This is a genomic window from Marinobacter sp. F3R11, from assembly GCF_003318275.1.
Lineage (GTDB): Bacteria > Pseudomonadota > Gammaproteobacteria > Pseudomonadales > Oleiphilaceae > Marinobacter.
The window spans coordinates 1-16,489 of record NZ_QOCH01000003.1; the positions used below are offsets into that span (position 1 = coordinate 1).

At 54.2% G+C, this 16,489-nt stretch carries 15 protein-coding genes and 2 riboswitches; of the genes, 6 read left to right on the forward strand and 9 right to left on the reverse strand.

Annotated elements, in window-relative coordinates:
• Positions 1 to 204: 204 nt before the first annotated feature.
• The 8 genes from DS878_RS00085 to DS878_RS00120 form a co-directional block, all read right to left on the reverse strand.
• On the reverse strand, positions 205 to 939 hold the full coding sequence (locus tag DS878_RS00085; RefSeq protein ID WP_113813910.1) for a cysteine hydrolase family protein: 735 nt from the start codon (positions 937 to 939) through the stop codon (positions 205 to 207).
• Positions 936 to 1,307, reverse strand: coding sequence for a nitrile hydratase accessory protein (locus DS878_RS00090; RefSeq protein ID WP_113813911.1), 372 nt, complete (start codon positions 1,305 to 1,307; stop codon positions 936 to 938). Before DS878_RS00090 ends, DS878_RS00085 begins: the two co-directional genes overlap by 4 nt.
• A gap of 1 nt (position 1,308) precedes the next feature.
• Complete coding sequence (nthA, locus tag DS878_RS00095) at positions 1,309 to 1,923, reverse strand: nitrile hydratase subunit alpha (protein ID WP_113813912.1); 615 nt, start codon at positions 1,921 to 1,923, stop codon at positions 1,309 to 1,311.
• A gap of 2 nt (positions 1,924 to 1,925) precedes the next feature.
• Positions 1,926 to 2,618 carry a nitrile hydratase subunit beta gene (nthB, locus tag DS878_RS00100; protein ID WP_113813913.1) on the reverse strand — a complete coding sequence of 231 codons (693 nt, stop codon included), beginning with the start codon at positions 2,616 to 2,618 and terminating at the stop codon, positions 1,926 to 1,928.
• Between the two features lie 10 nt (positions 2,619 to 2,628).
• Positions 2,629 to 3,399 carry an ABC transporter ATP-binding protein gene (locus tag DS878_RS00105; RefSeq protein WP_113813914.1) on the reverse strand — a complete coding sequence of 257 codons (771 nt, stop codon included), beginning with the start codon at positions 3,397 to 3,399 and terminating at the stop codon, positions 2,629 to 2,631.
• Positions 3,399 to 4,187: an ABC transporter permease gene (locus tag DS878_RS00110; RefSeq protein WP_113813915.1), complete on the reverse strand. Its 789-nt coding sequence runs from the start codon at positions 4,185 to 4,187 to the stop codon at positions 3,399 to 3,401. The genes DS878_RS00105 and DS878_RS00110 overlap by 1 nt, the downstream gene beginning before the upstream one ends.
• Entirely contained in the window at positions 4,187 to 5,179 is a 993-nt protein-coding gene (locus DS878_RS00115; RefSeq protein WP_113813916.1) for an ABC transporter substrate-binding protein, read from the reverse strand. The genes DS878_RS00110 and DS878_RS00115 overlap by 1 nt, the downstream gene beginning before the upstream one ends.
• Before the next feature lie 159 nt (positions 5,180 to 5,338).
• Positions 5,339 to 6,265, reverse strand: a complete 927-nt coding sequence (locus DS878_RS00120) for a LysR family transcriptional regulator (RefSeq protein WP_113813917.1) — start codon at positions 6,263 to 6,265, stop codon at positions 5,339 to 5,341.
• 357 nt (positions 6,266 to 6,622) lie between these two features.
• Positions 6,623 to 6,728: riboswitch (guanidine-I (ykkC/yxkD leader) on the forward strand.
• 59 nt (positions 6,729 to 6,787) lie between these two features.
• Between DS878_RS00120 and DS878_RS00125 the strand changes: the two genes are divergently transcribed.
• The 5 genes from DS878_RS00125 to DS878_RS00145 all read left to right on the forward strand — a co-directional run bounded on the left by DS878_RS00125 (position 6,788) and on the right by DS878_RS00145 (position 13,574).
• Positions 6,788 to 7,513 (forward strand): urea amidolyase associated protein UAAP1, encoded by a 726-nt coding sequence (locus DS878_RS00125; RefSeq protein ID WP_222837410.1) that lies wholly within the window; start codon positions 6,788 to 6,790, stop codon positions 7,511 to 7,513.
• Positions 7,514 to 7,526: 13 nt separating this feature from the next.
• The gene (locus DS878_RS00130) at positions 7,527 to 8,165 is read left to right on the forward strand and encodes an urea amidolyase associated protein UAAP2 (protein ID WP_113813919.1); all 639 of its coding nucleotides are present in this window, start codon (positions 7,527 to 7,529) and stop codon (positions 8,163 to 8,165) included.
• Complete coding sequence (gene uca / locus DS878_RS00135) at positions 8,156 to 11,770, forward strand: urea carboxylase (protein ID WP_113813920.1); 3,615 nt, start codon at positions 8,156 to 8,158, stop codon at positions 11,768 to 11,770. The genes DS878_RS00130 and uca overlap by 10 nt, the downstream gene beginning before the upstream one ends.
• 27 nt (positions 11,771 to 11,797) lie before the next feature.
• The gene (locus tag DS878_RS00140) at positions 11,798 to 12,865 is read left to right on the forward strand and encodes a putative urea ABC transporter substrate-binding protein (RefSeq protein WP_113813921.1); all 1,068 of its coding nucleotides are present in this window, start codon (positions 11,798 to 11,800) and stop codon (positions 12,863 to 12,865) included.
• Between the two features lie 97 nt (positions 12,866 to 12,962).
• On the forward strand, positions 12,963 to 13,574 hold the full coding sequence (locus DS878_RS00145; RefSeq protein ID WP_113814279.1) for a TetR family transcriptional regulator: 612 nt from the start codon (positions 12,963 to 12,965) through the stop codon (positions 13,572 to 13,574).
• A gap of 22 nt (positions 13,575 to 13,596) precedes the next feature.
• Here DS878_RS00145 and glnT read toward each other — a convergent pair whose 3' ends face one another.
• The gene (gene glnT / locus DS878_RS00150) at positions 13,597 to 14,955 is read right to left on the reverse strand and encodes a type III glutamate--ammonia ligase (protein WP_113813922.1); all 1,359 of its coding nucleotides are present in this window, start codon (positions 14,953 to 14,955) and stop codon (positions 13,597 to 13,599) included.
• A gap of 156 nt (positions 14,956 to 15,111) precedes the next feature.
• Here glnT and DS878_RS00155 point away from each other — a divergent pair, with 156 nt between their 5' ends.
• A complete protein-coding gene (locus DS878_RS00155) occupies positions 15,112 to 16,143 on the forward strand; it encodes an alpha/beta fold hydrolase (protein ID WP_113813923.1) in 1,032 nt (343 codons plus the stop codon).
• 206 nt (positions 16,144 to 16,349) lie between these two features.
• Positions 16,350 to 16,463: riboswitch (guanidine-I (ykkC/yxkD leader) on the forward strand.
• The last annotated feature ends 26 nt before the right edge of the window (positions 16,464 to 16,489 follow it).

The window sequence follows — 16,489 nt, forward strand, 5'->3', positions numbered from 1 at the left end:
AGTGGGAGGCAATGACCACAATATCGGGCTTGAGATTGGGCACGCAATCGTAGAGGCCATCCGTATCAGTAATGGGACCGATCACTTCAAAACCCAGTTCGGTCAGCAGTGCTACCAACTCTTCCGATCGCTTACTACCAGTATCAACTAACAATATACGATAGCTCATGGTGCCCCCGGAAGTTTGAAGAACATTGCCTCAGTTCAAGGCTGAGATGACATTGGCCCGGAACGCACGTTCGGTTTATCCATTTGACCGGATACCTGACACATCGCCGACAGAAACTTCTCCGAATCGGAGATGGTCGATAGATAGCCACCTTCAACCTTCAATAACTGAATGGCGATATTATGGGTGTTCTGATCTGGCTCGGCACAACAGTCTTCCAGCACCAGCACGTTATAACCCCGGTCAGCAGCCTCCCGGACTGTAGAGTTAACGCAAACTCCCGTGGTTACACCTGTGATGATCAGGTTTTCAATCTTCTTGTTGTTGAGAATGTGATGCAGGTCAGTGCCATGAAAGGAGCCAGTGCCCGCCTTGTCAATGACGATCTCATCTTCTTCCGGTTGTAGTTCGTCAATGAAATCCCAGCCGATTTCACCACGAATCAGCAACCGCCCAAGTGGCCCCTGGCTGCCGATCTCGGCGCCGGCCAAGGCTGTTTTCATGCGTTTACAACGGGGCAGATCGGAAAGATTGGGGCGATGTCCTTCGCGTGTATAGATGACTTCTATGCCAGCCTTCCAGCACGCATCCCGGACCGCAGTGATGCGCGGAATAGTCGCGCGCGCCGGCCCCAAATCACCACCTCTGGTATGCATGTAGCCGGATGGAGCGCAGAAATCTCTCTGCATATCGATAATCATCAATGCGGTTTTTCCCGGCAAAAACGGCCCTTCTATCGGGAAATCATAAGGATCACCTGGGATAGTCATTGGACGGCCTCTGGCTGGACAACATGATGGCCTTTCCGTTGCTGTTCCTGCCGGTGCTCTCCGGCCTCAACCACCTCGGCTTCCCGTTCACGGAGCTGATCCGGCTGCCACAGATTCCTGGCTTCCAGAAGTCCCTGCAAGGCTTCCAGCCAGCAACTGTAGTAATCCTCATCGGTGGTGATACAGCCTCCTTTCTCCTGCTCTTTAATACGATCAATCAACGCAGCCTGGAATTGCTGCAGAGTAAAAAGCTGTTTGTTACTGGCGGCCAGCGTCATACCGAACAAGCGTGCGGACCAGGGCGTATTAAAACTCAGGTTTTCAAAACCTGTCTGGCGCAAGGCGGTTAAAAGAGTGTCTGATTGCATGTTAGTTTTCCTGGCCGTTCAGCTCGATGGTGCGGGCAACCCCGATCATGTGATCGCGACTGATAAGATCAATCAGCTCTGATTCGCTTAGGTGTTCAGTATTGTCAGGGCGTTCTGGCATGACCAGATAGCGGATTTCGGAAACGCTGTCCCAGACCCGGACTTCAATCTCATCAGCTAAAACGACACCGAGTTCGGAAAGAACCTTACGTGGTTCTCTGACAAGACGTGACCGGTAGGCGCTGGATTTATACCACGCCGGGGGCAGCCCAAGAATTGGCCAGGGATAGCATGAGCAAAGGGTGCAGACCACCACGTTGTGTACTGCCGGCGTGTTCTCTACCACATGGAGCAACTCCGTCTCCGGACCGCCTATCCCAAGCTCCTCACAAGCCGCCAGGCCATCAGCCAACAACCGTTTCTTGAACCCGGGGTCTACCCAGGCACGGGCGATGACACTGGCTCCGGTCCTGGGCCCGACATTTTCTTCGTAGTGTCTGACCACCTGGTCTACATCATCCGACGACAACACATTGATTTCGTTCAGCAGGCTCTCAATGGCCTCAGTGCGGATGGCCTGCCAGGCCTTTTTCGGGTGCGCATGGTTGTGACCCATCTCTAATCCTCCTGCATCAATTCCAAGTGATTTTCACTTAGATCGATATAAACGTAAGAATTGGGCTCGGCATATTCCTCACCCCAGAGCGTTTGTGCATCAAAGCGCACCGTATATACAGCCTGCAGATTCTCACCACGATAATGAGCACGGGTATCCGGAAAGACCCAGGCCTGGTCATTTACCCGGAAAACTTCACCAGCCTTGCCCCGGGTATAGTTGGTAACTCGTGTGTGACCCGGCGGATGGATATTTCTCACCCGCACCCATTGCCCTTCAGAAAATTCAGGTTCTACGACCTCGTTCTTTCGCCATGCGCCCCAAGGCACCTTATCGCCCTCCGCCAGGGGCCAGTTGCGCCCAGCAGGCTGAAGCGGTGTGAACTTGCGCCTATCGGCTGCAATTTCTTCAGTGCGACGGTCCACCTCTTCCCTGTTCAATATGTTCCGGCGTTCGAGTATCCGCTCCATGGCAAACATCCAGCGGCCATAGTAGGTATGAGAGATATAGTCTTCTGGCGCCATCAATTCTATTTCGTGGCGGTGTTCATCGAGATTCCAGATGCCCAGGCTGTCGATAACCTGAGTCATACAAAAGATTCGACTCCCCCAGCGACTGGTGAAAACTGGCTCATCGGGATCCACGGCCACCGGTCCAAAGCCGTGGAGCCCCCCCATGTCGTGAATACCATTCATAAAATGCCCCCTAGAAGATCACTTCCTCAATTTCTTTCTGCAGGTTGAGATATTCTTTCGAATAGCGATCCCGCATTTCCGGACCTCTCGCATCAGCATCAACAAGAACTCCGGCCGGATTTCCACCGAGCACCAGGACACGATCTCCCACGGTGATGGCCTCTTCAACATCATGAGTAACCATAACCATAGATATGTCGGTTTCATCCTGCAGCTTGTGAATCAGGGAATGCATCCGTCGCTTAAGGCTAATATCCAGGGCACTGAATGGTTCATCCAGCAACAACACCTGCGGGCGCGTTATCAGAGCACGGGCGATAGCTGTGCGTTGGCGCATGCCTCCTGACAACTGATGAGGATATGCCCGAGCGGCGTCCGCAAGCCCAACGTTACTCAACATATCAGCGACAGATTTATTGAGATCCTTGGGTGCGTTTTTGCGAAACCGGAGACCAAAACCAACATTCCCTTTTACGGTCAGCCAGGGATAAAGGTTATTTTCCTGGAAGATCATAACGATGTCGGTTGTCGGACCTGTCAGGAATTGCTTCTTGTAAAGCACACCTCCGGTGTCCTCCGGGAGAACAAAGCCTCCCAGCGTTCTCAGTAACGTACTTTTGCCGCAACCAGATGCGCCCAGAATCGTTGTTATCTCGTTCGCACGTATATCCAGATTCAGCCCCTGCAAAGGGCTGGGCACAGGGCCGGACTGCCCGGGGAAATTCACGGTCAGGTTATCGAGTCTGAATACGGACTCATGGCTCTCGGATACTACCTCCATCACACCCTCCACCAGAGAACCCGGTTTCCAATCAGCGCGAGGCTTCGATCGACAATAAAACCGGAGACGCCAATAACAAGCATTCCAAACATGATCAGTTCATTATTGAAGAGGTTTCGCCCCATCATGATGATCGCGCCAAGCCCATCTCGAAGCCCAACCATTTCCGCTACCAATACGGCCATCCAGGCCGCTATGAAGTTTGTTCGAAGCAGGGTAAAAACGCCCGGGAGAATCGCCGGCATTACCACGAACAACCATTGCTGCCAACGACTGGCACCCAAGTTACCCGCAACAGTTCCATACTCTGCAGGCACTCGCCTGATCTCTGCGAGCGTGCCTATGGTCAGAATGAAGTAGACCCCCATAAAGACAATGAAGATCGCAGTGGCGTTGTTAATACCGAACACTACGATGGCAGTAGGTATCCAGGCGATAGGCGCAATAGGTGCCAGCAGATAAAGAAAAGGACTGATACACCACGTAGTAAAACGGGACAGGCTGATAGCTGCTCCGGTAATAATTGCGGCCACAAAGGCCAGAAGCATGCCACCAAACACCCGGACGAATGTGGCCGTTAAGGACTCCCATAATGTGGCAGACTGTGACCCCAGCCCTATCCGGAAATCACTCTCTATCACCATAGCCATAAACTGGCTGGGAGGCGGCAACACTGTAGTCACTGGTAACTCAGCTACGCCTGCAATTTCCCAGGCAGCAATGACACAGGCCACAGAAATACCACCCACCACCCATGGGGCTGCCTTGTCCCATGCTGCAGTAGACATTATTCCTGCTCCAGCGCTTTGATCATGGCTGTGCGGAATATACTGTCAGCAGTTGTTCCCGGCTTTATATAGCCCAGCCCTTCAAGATCATCCAACACTCGCTGCACAGACTCGATATCCGGATCAAAGCTGATGGGCGCAGGTGCGGTGTTGAATGCCTGTTCAAGTGCCCCCTCTGAAACACGGAAGTAGTTTCCATCCTCCAGATAACTCAGAGCCGTCGGCAGATCATTGTTGATGATATCAGCAGCACAACGAAGGCCTCTCAGGTAGCCTTCGACCAATTCTGGCCGCTCCTGAAGAGTGCTTTCCAGAACACTGACGACCGTGTTAGGAGCCTTGGTGGCCCAGGCTTCGGCATTATTGGTAATAACAGTGGCGCCGCGACTGGCAACCATGTCTGAGGTGTAGGGCTTGATATGGCTGAGGATGTCCGTGTTGCCGCTACGGAACGACTCCACCATAGCCAGGAGATCATCAAAATATACAAACTCGACCGCATCGGTATCCAAGCCCATACGCTCCAGTTCAGCGACCAGAATCAGCTCCAGTGTGTCACCCTGCAACACGGCCGCCCGCAGGCGCGGACCATTAGCCTCGATATGATCGCGAAGGTCTTCCATGGAATTCAGCCCCAGATCACCATCTGCAACTACCTCCATAACACCCCAGCCACCGGCTGCGCTGACAACCCGGATGGGCACACCGCTATTGGCTGCAAAGAACGCCAGAGTGAAAGGGTTGGTACTGAAATCAATCGCACCGCCAGCAAGGGCAGCACTATTATCACCAGGGTTGGCAAAAAAACGAGTGTCTACCTCCAGGCCGTACTTGGCAAAACAGCCAGATTCTTTCGCTACAAACAGTGGTGCCATATCGAGAGCAATCAGGTGGCCAGCTGTAACACGAGTGAGGTTTTCAGCGGCCGCTGTCTGAGCACCACCAAGTGTGATAATGCATGAGACTGCGAGCGAAGTGATGGAGCGTTTCATGGCGAATCCTTTTTCAGGGTCAGTGTCGGGGTGAACGAAGATGTCACTGTTTCGTCCATGACAACGATCCTAGGTATAAGCGAGGAACGCTAAAATAGCCGTGTTTCCATGTTTACTACGGTTTTTCTGAAGCAAACCAGGGTTTCGCACCGAAACAGCTCATCTTGCAACATGACGGGGCGACCCGTGCTCTTTCTCGAGGCATCGAATGAAATTGGTGAGAACGGAGGATCGATGTGACTCATCCCTCCGCGTGACCAGGGAAACCTGTGAATATCGAATAAATTTCTCAGGGAGAAGCCCCGCCAGGTCACCGGAAGCTATCCAACGTTGCGCATAGTGGTAGGGCAGAAAACCAATGAAGGGACCATTCAGAATCATAAAGGCGGCTGACTCCACATTGGTTACCGCAGCAATCACACTGTTATCATCATCTTCAATAAATGGAAATTCCTGTTTCTGCATAAAATTACGCACAACCTTGGGAGCCGAAGGAATTTCCCGGGCCAGCTCACGAGGATCTTTCAGGTTTGCAAGTGCATGGCTGCCGGCACATACCAATACATCCCGCTCCTGATAAAGAGGACGATAGTGCAGATTCGGCGTCGAGTGGTAAAAAATACCAATGCCCATGTCCAGATTCTGCTCCAACAACTCTCGTTCAATGTCTTGGGGCGAAAGTACTTGAATGGACAGTTCAATGGCACTGTCTGGCTGGGAAAAAAGTTCCCCAAGTGCTTTGTGAAGCGGGCAGTTTTTATCAGTAACCAGATTATCAATAATGCCTATTCGCATATTTTCAACGGTACTCCTGCGGAGCCCTTCAGCACTGGCCTCAAGTGCATAAACAGCTCCGAAGAATGCCAGCACATGCTGATGAAAAGCCTCACCTTTAGTGGTTAACCGGAATCCGCTCCGGCCCCGCTCACATAACACAAAACCAATCCTTGCTTCTAACTGGCTCATGTGAGAACTGATCGTGGAAGGGCTCACATTGAGCACTGTCTGGGCACTGGTAAACCCGCCAGTTTCAACAACCGCGTGGAAAACTCGCAACAGCTTCAGGTCGATATCAGACAGATTCATGGCGGGTTACTTGTAGTTATTAAGTTACGACACTCCCGTGCCTGCTTTTACTACCTAACATTTCGACAGTTAACTCATATTATTTTAGACCAGAAGGACGACCAAAGCTCTAAACCCATACCGACCTTAACGTGCCGGCAAGGAATCGAATCCCGATGCATTTCATGCACCAGTTCCGGACAGACGCACCACGTTGGCGCCCAGAAGGCTCCTGGAGTACTACTCCGGCCACTCCGAAACCCAACATAATCTATACTTTTCATGCATATAAAATTACTGGCGCCAAACTTGCTTGAATTAAAGTGCGCAGCGAGAGGCGGATGTCAAGCACCACTTATCAACGCGAAACAATCTGACAAAGAGGTCAACTAGGGTTCCGATCTGCTGTTAACAGCACAGATGACTGGTCCGAGAGTTGACGGCCTTTTCCAAGGCTACACGGCGGGACAAAAGCCCGGGAGAATCGTTCAGTGACTGACGTCTCTCGTGTTTTTTTGACCACCAAGCCAGGAGAAAATGGCCATGCTCGAAACAGCAGCCCCTCTCTACGAAGATCTGATTCCCGGCGGATCCCATTGGTCCTTTGTCATGCGCAAAGGCCATGTTCTGCGACTCATCGATGAAACCGGACACGCCAATGTCGGCATGCTGATGTACAACCCCGAGAACCCTCTCGAGCGTTACAACATGCCGGACACCCTGAAAAACCAGCACACCTTCAAGCTCACCAAAGGTCATGTATTGCTGTCCGACATGGGCCGGGTCTTCGCCTCCATCATCCGTGACGATCTGGGCTGGCATGACACCGTCAGCGGCACCTGCAACGCCAGTCTGGTAGAAGAGCGCTGGGGCCATAAGACCTATCAGCACGCCCATAACCACTACCACCGCAACGGCCTGACCAGTTTCCTTAATGAACTGGCCAAGTATGGCCTGGGCAAGAAAGATCTGACCGCCAACCTGAACTGGTTCAGCTGTGTGAAGACCGACGACAACGGCAACATGAGCTACGTGAGTGATCACTCACACGCTGGCGCCACCGTCGACCTGCGTTTTGAGATGGACACCATTGTGGTGTTGCATACCTGCCCGCACCCATTGGACCCTGCACCCGACTACCCCAGCCATCCTTTGCGATATCAGTTCTTCAAGGCGGCACCAGTTACTGATGCCGACCTCTGCAAGACCTCGTCGCCGGAAGCCACCCGTGCTTTCGCCAATACCGCTCTGTACCACTTGATGCAGTAAAAGGATGCCGGACATGATCAAAGAAAGCTCCCTGAACCCCGAAAACGCTGCCTTCCGTGAAACCGTACCGGCTGGCGAATACTTCCTGAAAGTCGTGAAGGCAGGAGAAACCTTGCGGATCCTCGACCTGGAGGGCAACCAGGCCGCCGACACGCTTTTCTACAACGCCAGCAATCCCACCGAACGCTACAGCGCAGCTGACACCATGCGTGCGCAGGGTAACGTCTACCTCACCGCCGGCTCGAAACTGATGTCGTCGGAAAATAACGTGATGCTGGAAATTACCGCCGATACCTGTGGTCGCCACGACACCCTCGGCGGAGCCTGCTCAGCAGAGAGCAACACCACCCGTTATACGCTGGAGAAAAAATGCATGCACAGCTGTCGTGACAGCTGGCTGGCAGCAGTTACAGAGCATGACGAACTGGGGCTGAGCAAACGCGACCTCACCCACAACATCAATTTCTTCATGAACGTGCCGGTAACCGCTGAGGGCGGCCTGACCTTCGCCGATGGCATTTCAGACGCGGGAAAGTACGTTGAGCTGGAAGCGAAAATGGACGTGCTGGTGATGATCTCCAACTGCCCTCAACTCAACAACCCCTGCAATGCCTACAACCCAACCCCCATTGAGGTGTTGGTATGGAGCTGAAAAAGGTACTGATTGCCAACCGCGGTGCTATCGCCTGCCGGGTGATCCGTACCTTGCGGGCAATGGGCATTACTTCGGTCGCGGTCTACGCTGAAGCGGATTCCGACTCCCTGCATGTGCGTCAGGCCGACGAAGCCTACTCTCTGGGTGAAGGTTCAGCATCGGCAACTTACCTTGATCAGGACAAGCTGTTTGAGGTGATCCGTAAAAGCGGCGCCGGTGCAATCCATCCCGGGTACGGTTTTCTGAGCGAGAATGCCGAATTTGCGCGTCGCTGCCAAGCCCGGGGTGTGGTGTTTCTTGGCCCTACACCAGAGCAGATGGAGGAGTTTGGTCTCAAACACACCGCACGTGCACTAGCCGAAAACGCCGGAGTACCCTTGCTACCCGGCACAGGTCTTCTGACAGACCTGGATGAGGCGCTGAAAGCCGCCGATGCCATCGGCTATCCGGTCATGCTGAAGAGTACTGCCGGAGGCGGTGGTATCGGTATGTCACGCTGTTACAACGCCGAAGATCTGGACAAGAGCTTCAGCTCAGTCCAACGACTGAGCCAGAATAACTTCAGCAACAGCGGTGTATTCCTGGAAAAATTCGTGGAATATGCCCGCCACATCGAAGTGCAGTTGTTCGGTGACGGGCAAGGCAAGGTAATTGCCCTTGGCGAACGCGACTGCTCCGCCCAGCGCCGCAACCAGAAAGTGATTGAAGAGGCGCCAGCACCCGGCCTCAGCAACGATGTGCGCACCCGCATGCACGCCACTGCCCGCCAGCTGGGCGAAAGCATCAGCTATCGAAGTGCCGGCACCGTGGAGTTTATCTACGACCCGGAAACCACGGAGTTCTATTTCCTTGAAGTAAATACACGCTTGCAGGTGGAACACGGCGTCACTGAAAAGGTTTATGGCGTGGATCTGGTGCGCTGGATGGTTGAGCTCGGCGCAGGCTCCCTGCCCGACCTTACAGAGCTTGGCGCCAGCCTGACGGCTTCGGGCCACGCTATCCAGGCCCGGATCTACGCAGAAGATCCCAACAAGGACTTCCAGCCCGGAGCCGGCCTGCTGACGAACGTCACCTGGCCCGAAGTGGATAATCTGCGAATCGATACCTGGATTCAGCCGGGTACTGAAGTGTCGCCGCTGTTCGATCCCATGCTGGCAAAGGTCATCGTGCACGAAGAGGATCGTGAATCGGCTCGCAAACGGCTGATACAGGCTCTTGATCACAGCCAGCTGTACGGCATTGAAACCAACCTGAACTATGTTGGCCAGGTGCTCAGGGATCAGCGGTTTGTAGAAGGCCGCCTGTTTACCCGTACCCTGAACGAATTCGATTATCGGCCTGCAACCGTGGATGTTCTCAGCGGCGGCACCCTGACCACCATCCAGGACTATCCGGGCCGCATAGGTTACTGGGAAATCGGCGTTCCGCCATCTGGTCCGTTCGACAGCTATTCCTTCCGACTGGGGAACCGGCTGCTGAATAATCCCGATGAGGCACCTGGCCTGGAGATCACTCTCAAAGGTCCAGTACTCAACTTTAACCGGGCTACCCAGATTGTCCTGACAGGTGCAACTCTTGATGCCACTCTCAATGACGAACCGGTCGAGTTCTGGCAAGTCATTGATGTACCCGCCGGTGCCACCCTGAAACTCGGCGCCACTACAGCAGGTGGCGCCCGTGCCTATGTGCTCTTCCGGGGCGGTCTGGACTGCCCTGAATACCTGGATTCATGCAGCACTTTTACCCTTGGACAATTTGGCGGGCACGGCGGTCGCGCGCTGCGCGCCGGCGATGTACTGGCCCTGGGCGAAGCGACACCAGTAGCCGCAGCTACCCTGCCCCCGGACATGAAGCCTGCAATCGGCAAGACCTGGAAGCTTCACGTCACCTATGGCCCTCATGGCGCACCGGACTATTTCACCGGTGAGGACATAGACACCTTTTTCGCCAGCGAATGGGAGATTCATTACAACTCCAGCCGCACCGGAGTGAGACTGATCGGACCGAAACCTGAGTGGGCACGCAGTGACGGTGGTGAAGCTGGCATGCATCCCTCTAACATTCACGATAACGCCTATGCAGTAGGTACGGTGGATTTCACCGGGGACATGCCGGTTATTCTCGGCCCTGACGGCCCCAGCCTGGGCGGTTTCGTCTGCCCCGTAACTGTAGTCAGCGCCGACCTCTGGAAACTCGGGCAACTCAAAGCTGGTGACAAGGTGCAGTTCGTTCCGGTAAACCAGGAACAGGCGGTTGCACTTCGGGCCGCACTCGATGAATCTGTTGCCTCGCTGACAGCCGCCAGCATACATGTCACCCCCACCAGGCCGGCCACTCCGGTTCTGGATTCGCTCAGCACCAGCGACCATGAAACCGGCGTTGTGTACCGGGCCGCTGGTGACAACTATGTGCTGGTGGAATACGGCCCCATGGAGCTGGACATCAAGCTGCGATTCCGGGCCCATGCCCTGATGCTGTGGCTCAGAGAGCACGAACATGAGGGAATTCTGGACCTGACCCCTGGCATCCGCTCCCTGCAGGTGCACTACAACAGCCAGATTCTGGACCAGCGCTCACTGCTGGACCTGCTGATCAGAGCCGAAAAGGATCTGGATCAGCAGCCGGAATGGGATGTACCCGCCCGGGTTGTCCATCTGCCCCTGTCCTGGGATGACGAGGCCTGCCAGACCGCCATCCAGAAATACATGCAGTCAGTGCGCAAGGACGCACCCTGGTGTCCCAGCAACCTGGAATTCATCCGCCGCATCAATGGCCTGGACAGCATCGACGAGGTCAAGAAAACCGTATTCGATGCCAGCTATCTGGTCATGGGCCTGGGAGATGTGTATCTGGGTGCGCCGGTGGCCACTCCCCTGGACCCCCGTCACCGTCTGGTGACTACCAAGTACAACCCGGCCCGTACCTGGACCGCAGAAAACTCCGTGGGTATAGGCGGAGCCTACCTGTGCATCTATGGAATGGAAGGTCCCGGCGGCTACCAGTTCGTTGGCAGAACCCTGCAGATGTGGAACCGTTACCGGACTACCGACTATTTCGAAGCCGGTAAACCCTGGCTGCTGCGATTCTTCGACCAGATAAGGTTTTACGAAGTCAGTTCAGATGAGCTGCAGCAGATCCGCCGCGATTTCCCCAACGGAGACTACCCGATCCGCATTGAGGAAACCCGCTTCAACCTTAAGGAATACGAACAGTTTCTTGACAACAGGAACGAAGAGATTCAGGCGTTCACCGATAAGCGCAAGCAGGCTTTTGACGAGGAATTACAACGCTGGATCGAGTCGGGGCAGATCAACTTCAGTTCCGAGGCGCCTATAGAGGACACCGGTGATGACGACGTCAGCAACCTGCCTGCGGGCCAGCATGCTGTCGAAAGTCACGTGGCGGGCAACCTGTGGGAGTGCCTTGTCAGTCCCGGCGACACCATTGAGGCCCAGCGCCCTGTGGCGGTTATTGAATCCATGAAGATGGAAATTGAGTTACTGAGCCCTGTTTCCGGTCGCGTTATTGAAGTGCGACGTGAAGCGGGCCAGGCAGTCTCACCGGGAACTCCGGTGGTGATCGTTGAAGAAATTACCCAATAAACACGGGCATGTCCCGAGGAGAGAACCATGAAAACACGTACCTTCAGCAAACAGCTTGCGGCCGGTTTGTTCACGGCCTCCCTTTCAATGGGTGCGCTGGCCCAGGAGAAGGACTCCTTCAGCATTGCCTGGACCATCTATGCGGGCTGGGTTCCCTGGCAGTATGCCGAGGACTACGGAATCATGAAAAAGTGGGCCGACAAATACGATATCGAAGTGGATATCGTACAGGTCAACGACTACATCGAATCCATCAACCAATATACTGCTGGTCAGTTTGATGGTGTGGTCGCTACCAGCATGGATGGCCTTTCGATTCCAGCAGCCTCCGGACTGGACACCACGGCGCTGATCGTCGGTGACTACTCAAATGGCAACGATGGGCTGGTGTCCAAGGATGCAAAGTCCATTGAAGAGCTGGAAGGTGAAACAGTGCACCTCGTTGAGCTGTCCGTCTCTCACTACCTTCTGGTTCGTGCCCTGAATACTGTTGGTCTCGAAGAGCGGGATATCAGTGTGGTCAACATTTCCGATGCAGACCTGGTCTCCGCGTTCCAGACCGACGAGGTGCGCCACGTCGCAACCTGGAATCCGCTACTGACAGAAGTTGCCAGCTTTCCCGGAGCCACGCCACTGTTCGATTCCAGCCAGATCCCGGGGCACATCAAGGACCTGACACTGGTCAACACCAAAACACTGGCGGACAACCCGAAACTGGGTAAAGCACTTGTAGGTGCATGGTATGAAACCATGAGCATTCTGGCGTCCGATTCCGAACAGGGCGAAGAAGCGCGGGCATTTCTCGGGGAAATTTCCGGTACCGACCAGTTAGGCTATGAAGCCCAGCTCGACGGCATGAAAATGTTCTGGAAACCGGAAAATTCACTGGAGTTCATCCGCAGCAGCGAAGCCATGGAAGCAATGGACAGTGTTCGCCAGTTCTCCTTTGACAAGGGTCTGCTCGGCCAGGGCGCAACGAGCCCGGACTTCGTAGGCATAGAATTCCCGGACGGCTCTGTCATGGGTGACAAATCCAATGTGAAGCTCCGGTTCGACGATAGCTATATGGAAATGGCTGCAGACGGAGAGATCTGACCCACCTCATCCGTTTTCTTTGTAACCATCGGGCACGAACAATCGTGCCCGTTTTTGTTTAAACTTCACTGGTAGATTGGTGTGGGGAAAACTGTTTATGCGTCGTACCAAGGAAGATGCCGAGAAAACTCGCCAGACGGTTCTGGAGGCAGCCTTAAAACTCTTTAGCCGGGACGGTTACTCTCTGACAACCCTGAGTCGCATCGCCAAAGAGGCCGGGTGCAGCCGTGGGCCGATTTACTGGCATTTCGAGAACAAGGATGACCTGTATGAGGCAGTGCTCCGCTATTCCCAGGAACCTTTAGAAGCCCTGGTTGCCGAATGCGCCGAAATGCAGGGTACCCCGGTCGAAGCAATGGACCGGTTTATAGAACAGTGGCTCGGGTTGCTGGCAAATAACCGGCAGTACCGTCAATCGTTCGAGATTCTGCTGAACAAGACCGAGTTAACCGATGCCATGACCCGAACACTGAAGCGGGAACGGGCACTCACCAAATCCATCATTGCTCTGTTCCAGAGCCTGGTAGAACGGGCCGTAGAAGAGGGGTTGATCACAACGCAGGAGGATCCGAAGGATCTGGGGCTATTGAGCTACACCTATCTGATGGGCATTACCCAGACCTGGCTGTTTTCACCCAAACTTTTCTCGCTAAAAAAAGAAATGCCGTTTTTTCAACGACAGTTCTGGGCTTTGCTCGGCAAGGAATAAAGGGGGGCTTCCCCCCCTCCGATCAGAACATCTTCAGGTAGCGCTTAACTTCCCACTCTGAAACGTGGTTCTGATAGCTGTTCCACTCATCACGCTTGGTATCAATAAAGCTTTTGAACATGGCTGAGCCAAACACCTCCCTGGCCAGCGGGTCGGCTTCAAACGCCTCTACCGCCTCTCCCAGATTCCTTGGCAGATACTCAATACCCTGTTCCGCAATTTCCGCATCACTGTAGTTGTACATGTTTTCGTGGTGGGGAGCGCCGGCATCCAGACCTTCACGAATGCCTTCAAGGCCAGCCGCGAGAATCAGGGCACTCCCCAGGTAAGGATTGCAGGCTATGTCTGCGGCCCGGCATTCGATGCGGCCACCCATGCTGGGAATGCGGATCATATTGGTACGGTTATTGGAGCCGTAGCACATGAATACGGGTGCCCAGGTGGAGCCGGACATGCTGCCCTGCCGCACCAGGCGCTTGTAGCTGTTAACCGTGGGGGCAATAACGGCACTGATCGCAGCGCCATGCTTCAGCACACCAGCGATGAAATGATAAGCGATCTTGCTGATACCACAGTTGTGCAGATCATCAGCTTTCGGCTCGAACAGATTCTCTCCGGTTTCCACGTCAGCCAGGGACATATTGTAATGAGCACCACTACCAGTGCGGTCGGCGAAGGGCTTGGGCATGAAGCTGGCGAAGGCGCCGTGCTTACGGGCAATTTCATTAGCCATCATACGGAAGAACACCAGCCTGTCGGCCATGGTAAGGCCATCGGCGTACTTGAAGTCGGTTTCGAACTGGCCGTTGGCATCTTCATGATCAAAGGAATATACATCCCATCCCAGTTCGTTCATGGCGTCTACCAGTTCATCCATGACAGGCAGATTATCCATCAGGGTGCGCGGGTCGTAGCACGGCTTGCCTAGAGTGTCCCGGTCGCTTAGCGGAGCAAAGCCGCCATTCTCTGTGTCACGGAACAGAAAGAACTCGGTTTCGATACCCAGATTAAAGCGGTAACCCATATCGGCAGCAGCACTCAGCTGGCGCCGGAAGATGTTGCGGGAACATGCTTCAAATGGCTCACCATTAAGGTACAGATTGCCCGGAAACCAGGCCAGCTGACGATTCCATGGGCAGATTGCCATCCCCCCGGCGTCCGGCATGGAGGCCACCTCATCGTCTGAAATATCCTGGGGCACACCATCAAGAGCAGCTCCGGTATAAAGCTCGGAGCCGTTCATCATCTGATCAAGATGGGCTACCGGGACAAATTTGCCCTTGGTAATGCCATGGATATCAACATAACTTGCAATGGCGTACTTCACGCCGGCATCAGTGAGGCGCTGTTTTAAAGCTTGGGTACTTGTCAGGTCAGTCATCTTTTATCCCCTTTTACCCGGCAACGGGCAATCGTTGAGTGTTCTGGCATGTTTCTTCCTTGGTACCTGACATTCAACTTACATGCCAGCATGTATATATAAACAAGAATGAGCTGACAAAACAGGCTAAACACAGTTTTGAAACCAGGAGCAGAAATGTCTGAAAAACATTGGCTTACAAAGGATTTCGAGGTAGGCGATCTGGTTCTGAGCAGCGGGAAAACCCTGCGTTCAGCGCGTTTGCACTACCATCAGATCGGGGAGTTGAATGCACCAAAAGACAACCTGATACTGCTGCCAACGTATTATGGTGGTGCAGCTGCGGGCAACTACCCCTGGGCAGATCAGGGCAGCCCGCTGGATCCAGACAAGTACTGCATAGTCATTCCGTCCCTGCTGGGTGCAGGTGAGTCATCCTCACCGTCAAACACCCCGGGGCAGCAGGGTGCCGCAGGCTTTCCATCAGTAAGCCTGTACGACAACGTGATGTTGCAGAAGCGACTGATTGATGAGGTATTCGGCGGAGCCAGCATTGCTCTGGTAGCCGGCTGGTCCATGGGTGGCATGCAGGCGCTTCAATGGGGCTGCCTGTTTCCGCAACAGGTGCGCTCCCTGCTGGCCAGCTGCTGTACTGCACGGTGTTATCCCCATAACCACGTATTTCTGGAGGGCGTCAAAGCCGCTCTTACCTGTGATCATAACTTTCAGGATGGCTATTATCAGGCACCGCCTGAACAAGGCCTTAAAGCCTTTGGCCGGGTGTATGCTGGCTGGGCCTATTCCCAGGCTTTCTTCCGCCATAAACTCTGGCGACACCTGGGATTTCATTCGATTGAGGCTTTACTGCAATTCTGGGAACAGGACCACCTGGCACAGGATGCCAATAACCTGCTCACGGTTCTGAACACCTGGCAAACAGCCAACATCAGTGACAATCCGGTTTTCAAAGGCGACTACAGCCGGGCGCTGGCCGCTATCACCATGCCCGCCAGACTGATGCCAAGCACTACCGATCTCTATTTCACCACGGAGGATGCCGCCGGGGATGCTGCCCGAATGCCCGGAGCCACTATTGAGACACTGGTTTCTGACTGGGGCCACATTGCCGGAGGAGCCGGGCGGGAGCAACAGAGTCACCTGAAGATTATGGCCGCGGCCAGGTCTATGCTAGCCGCAGCAGAATCATAACAGTGCAACCGGAAGCCTTATGCACAAAAATGGAGCGCGTTTTTTATGAATCATTACACCAACCCACGCGGGATACAGTGTATTCACGAAGCTGGCACGCCATCTGCTTTGGTCAGGACAGATGGTTTTTTGATAAACCATGCCCGTTTACAACATCGTTCACATCGTCCCTTCCGAAGGGACGAATACGCGGCGGAAAGACGGATAAAATGGGTGACTAGGGTTCCGGTCCGGACAGTTCTGCAACAGCAGTCCGGATGGCTGGTCCGAGAGTTACCGACCTCTGGGAGGTTACACGGCGGGACAAAAGCCCGGGAGACTGAATCGTAAGGAATGCTTTTCCCCG

Coding starts and splice junctions, on each gene's coding strand:
- DS878_RS00085 (WP_113813910.1), bottom strand. CDS start 939: ATGACTATCCCAGGTGATCCTTATGATTTCCCGATAGAAGGGCCGTTT.
- DS878_RS00090 (WP_113813911.1), bottom strand. CDS start 1,307: ATGCAATCAGACACTCTTTTAACCGCCTTGCGCCAGACAGGTTTTGAA.
- nthA (WP_113813912.1), bottom strand. CDS start 1,923: ATGGGTCACAACCATGCGCACCCGAAAAAGGCCTGGCAGGCCATCCGC.
- nthB (WP_113813913.1), bottom strand. CDS start 2,618: ATGAATGGTATTCACGACATGGGGGGGCTCCACGGCTTTGGACCGGTG.
- DS878_RS00105 (WP_113813914.1), bottom strand. CDS start 3,399: ATGGAGGTAGTATCCGAGAGCCATGAGTCCGTATTCAGACTCGATAAC.
- DS878_RS00110 (WP_113813915.1), bottom strand. CDS start 4,187: ATGTCTACTGCAGCATGGGACAAGGCAGCCCCATGGGTGGTGGGTGGT.
- DS878_RS00115 (WP_113813916.1), bottom strand. CDS start 5,179: ATGAAACGCTCCATCACTTCGCTCGCAGTCTCATGCATTATCACACTT.
- DS878_RS00120 (WP_113813917.1), bottom strand. CDS start 6,265: ATGAATCTGTCTGATATCGACCTGAAGCTGTTGCGAGTTTTCCACGCG.
- DS878_RS00125 (WP_222837410.1), top strand. CDS start 6,788: ATGCTCGAAACAGCAGCCCCTCTCTACGAAGATCTGATTCCCGGCGGA.
- DS878_RS00130 (WP_113813919.1), top strand. CDS start 7,527: ATGATCAAAGAAAGCTCCCTGAACCCCGAAAACGCTGCCTTCCGTGAA.
- uca (WP_113813920.1), top strand. CDS start 8,156: ATGGAGCTGAAAAAGGTACTGATTGCCAACCGCGGTGCTATCGCCTGC.
- DS878_RS00140 (WP_113813921.1), top strand. CDS start 11,798: ATGAAAACACGTACCTTCAGCAAACAGCTTGCGGCCGGTTTGTTCACG.
- DS878_RS00145 (WP_113814279.1), top strand. CDS start 12,963: ATGCGTCGTACCAAGGAAGATGCCGAGAAAACTCGCCAGACGGTTCTG.
- glnT (WP_113813922.1), bottom strand. CDS start 14,955: ATGACTGACCTGACAAGTACCCAAGCTTTAAAACAGCGCCTCACTGAT.
- DS878_RS00155 (WP_113813923.1), top strand. CDS start 15,112: ATGTCTGAAAAACATTGGCTTACAAAGGATTTCGAGGTAGGCGATCTG.